The following is a 2726-nucleotide window of genomic DNA, read 5'->3' on the forward strand; positions in this document are numbered from 1 at the left end:
CAGCGATGGTTACTGACGTTAGCGGAGGATATGGCTAAGAAAGACGGTGTCATTGAGATTGAAGGCACTGTGCAGGAGGCTCTGCCCAATGCGATGTTCCGCGTTGAGTTGACCAACGGGCACGTTGTGCTGGCTCATATCTCAGGAAAGATGCGTCAGCACTACATCAGGATCCTCCCCGAGGACCGCGTTGTGGTGGAACTCAGCCCGTACGACCTCTCACGGGGCCGTATCGTCTACCGCTACAAGTAAAGACTTATGCCGCGGGCAACTGCGGGGAACGTAAGTAGTTACAACAGCATCAGCTAACAACGCAAAGGAAAACCATGAAGGTCCAGCCGAGCGTCAAGCGGATTTGTGACAAGTGCCAGGTGATTCGTCGCAAGGGCAACGTCATCGTGATCTGCGAGAACCCGCGCCACAAGCAGCGCCAGGGCTAAGACTCCTGCTTTAGCAGGGGCCACACGCCCACGCGTAGTAACTCAATAGGCAGCGCAGCAGGGCAACCTGCACACCCCCGGCACGGAGGCCGGGGACCCGGGCAACGGGGATGTGCTGCTTCAGACCTCCGGATACAACAAGGAGAACCGCCAATATGGCTCGTCTCGCTGGCGTAGATATTCCCCGCGAAAAGCGGGTAATTATCGCCCTGACTTACATCTACGGCGTGGGCAAGACCCGTGCAGAGCAGGTTATCGCGGAGACCGGCATCAGCCCGGACACCCGCGTCAAGGACCTCAGCGACGCTGAACTCGTTCAGCTGCGTGACTTCATCGAGGGCAACTACAAGGTAGAAGGCGACCTCCGCCGCGAAGTTGCAGCCGACATCCGCCGCAAGGTTGAGATCGGCAGCTACGAAGGCATCCGCCACCGCCGTGGCCTGCCCGTCCGCGGACAGCGCACCAAGACCAACGCTCGTACCCGCAAGGGTCCGAAGCGCACCGTCGCCGGTAAGAAGAAGACCCGCTAATTCCTAGCCGGTCAGCTAGCTACCAACCAACTTTGTAGGAGAAAAAATGCCCCCCAAGACTCGTGGAGCGGTCCGCAAACCGCGTCGCAAGGACAAGAAGAACATCGCGCTGGGTCAGGCGCACATCAAGAGCACCTTCAACAACACCATCGTGTCCATCACGGACCCGTCCGGTGCCGTCATCTCGTGGGCCTCGGCCGGCGAAGTTGGCTTCAAGGGCTCCCGCAAGTCCACTCCGTTCGCCGCGCAGATGGCTGCCGAATCGGCTGCCAAGCGTGCCCAGGAGCACGGCCTGAAGAAGGTCGACGTCTTCGTGAAGGGCCCGGGGTCGGGACGCGAGACTGCCATCCGTTCACTGCAGGCCGCTGGCCTCGAGGTTGGCTCCATCTCGGACGTCACCCCCAGCGCCCACAACGGATGCCGTCCGCCGAAGCGCCGCCGCGTCTAATCAGCCCAAGGATACTTTTTGGCCGCCGCACAGAGTCCTCCCACGTTTGCGGGAGATCCTGTCGGCGGCCGAAAGTTCCATGCTGGAGGCTGACCAGCCGCCCATTTCCACCAATTCGTGCTGCGTCATATAGCGGATGCTCGCTGAAAGGAAACTAAGTGCTCATTGCACAGCGCCCCACCCTTACTGAAGAAGTAGTGGCCGATAACCGTTCCCGGTTCGTCATTGAACCGTTGGAGCCGGGCTTTGGCTACACCCTCGGGAACTCTCTCCGCCGCACGCTGCTGTCCTCGATCCCGGGTGCTGCCGTAACCAGCATCCGCATAGACGGCGTGCTGCATGAGTTCACCACCGTGCCGGGTGTGAAGGAAGATGTCACCGAGATCATCCTGAACATCAAGAACCTGGCCGTCTCCTCCGAGCACGACGAGCCCGTGGTTGCCTACCTGCGCAAGCAGGGACCCGGCGTCGTCACCGCAGCAGACATCGCTCCGCCGGCCGGCGTGGAATTCCACAACCCGGACCTGCACATCGCCACGCTGAACGAGAAGGGCAAGTTCGAGCTCGAACTGACCATCGAACGCGGCCGTGGCTACGTGTCGGCAGCCCAGAACAAGTCCGGCGACCAGGAGATCGGCCGTATTCCGGTTGACTCCATCTACTCGCCGGTGCTGAAGGTGACCTTCAAGGTTGAGGCAACCCGTGTTGAGCAGCGCACCGACTTCGACCGCCTGATTGTCGACGTCGAAACCAAGGACTCCATTGCACCGCGCGACGCCGTCGCCTCTGCCGGAACCACCCTGGTTGAACTGTTCGGCCTGGCCCGCGAGTTGAACACCGCCGCCGAAGGCATCGAGATTGGCCCGAGCCCCACGGACGCCGCACTGGCTGCCGACATGGCCCTGCCGATTGAGGACCTGGAGCTGACGGTCCGTTCCTACAACTGCCTTAAGCGTGAGGGCATCCACTCCGTGGGTGAACTCGTTGCCCGCTCCGAGGCCGACCTGATGGACATCCGCAACTTCGGTGCCAAGTCCATCGACGAGGTCAAGGCAAAGCTGGTGGAACTGGGTCTGTCGCTGAAGGATTCGCCTCCTGGGTTCGATCTGGCTGCCCGCGCGGCTGCCATCGACGAGGACGAAACCTTCGAGGACGAACTCTAAATCGCAAGAATTCTGCCGCCTTGGCGCTCGGGAGCGCACAGCGGCACCATTGAGGAGAAAACATAATGCCTACCCCCGCTAAGGGTCCGCGCCTCGGAGGCGGTCCTGCCCACGAGCGCCTGATGCTCGCCAACCTGTCCGCCGC

Annotated in this window: 5 protein-coding genes and 1 pseudogene; all 6 read left to right on the forward strand. The window is 61.4% G+C overall.

Annotated features, from left to right (window positions below):
- Positions 1-30: 30 nt before the first annotated feature.
- A complete protein-coding gene (gene infA, locus AC5RWT_RS36430) occupies positions 31-252 on the forward strand; it encodes a translation initiation factor IF-1 (protein ID WP_005267757.1) in 222 nt (73 codons plus the stop codon).
- Positions 253-326: 74 nt separating this feature from the next.
- Positions 327-440: a 50S ribosomal protein L36 gene (gene rpmJ, locus AC5RWT_RS36435; protein WP_005267758.1), complete on the forward strand. Its 114-nt coding sequence runs from the start codon at positions 327-329 to the stop codon at positions 438-440.
- Between the two features lie 155 nt (positions 441-595).
- Complete coding sequence (rpsM, locus tag AC5RWT_RS36440; protein ID WP_494045924.1) at positions 596-970, forward strand: 30S ribosomal protein S13; 375 nt, start codon at positions 596-598, stop codon at positions 968-970.
- 46 nt (positions 971-1016) lie between these two features.
- Entirely contained in the window at positions 1017-1418 is a 402-nt protein-coding gene (gene rpsK, locus AC5RWT_RS36445) for a 30S ribosomal protein S11 (protein WP_127511085.1), read from the forward strand.
- A 158-nt stretch (positions 1419-1576) separates the two neighbouring features.
- A complete protein-coding gene (locus tag AC5RWT_RS36450) occupies positions 1577-2581 on the forward strand; it encodes a DNA-directed RNA polymerase subunit alpha (RefSeq protein WP_127511086.1) in 1005 nt (334 codons plus the stop codon).
- 65 nt (positions 2582-2646) lie between these two features.
- Positions 2647-2726: pseudogene (locus tag AC5RWT_RS36455) on the forward strand (50S ribosomal protein L17); the annotation flags it as partial.

This window comes from Arthrobacter sp. Dra40 (assembly GCF_059091905.1).

Excerpts from the sequence above, each read along its gene's own strand:
- rpsK (WP_127511085.1), top strand. The coding sequence starts at position 1,017 with ATGCCCCCCAAGACTCGTGGAGCGGTCCGCAAACCGCGTCGCAAGGAC.
- rpmJ (WP_005267758.1), top strand. The coding sequence starts at position 327 with ATGAAGGTCCAGCCGAGCGTCAAGCGGATTTGTGACAAGTGCCAGGTG.
- rpsM (WP_494045924.1), top strand. The coding sequence starts at position 596 with ATGGCTCGTCTCGCTGGCGTAGATATTCCCCGCGAAAAGCGGGTAATT.
- infA (WP_005267757.1), top strand. The coding sequence starts at position 31 with ATGGCTAAGAAAGACGGTGTCATTGAGATTGAAGGCACTGTGCAGGAG.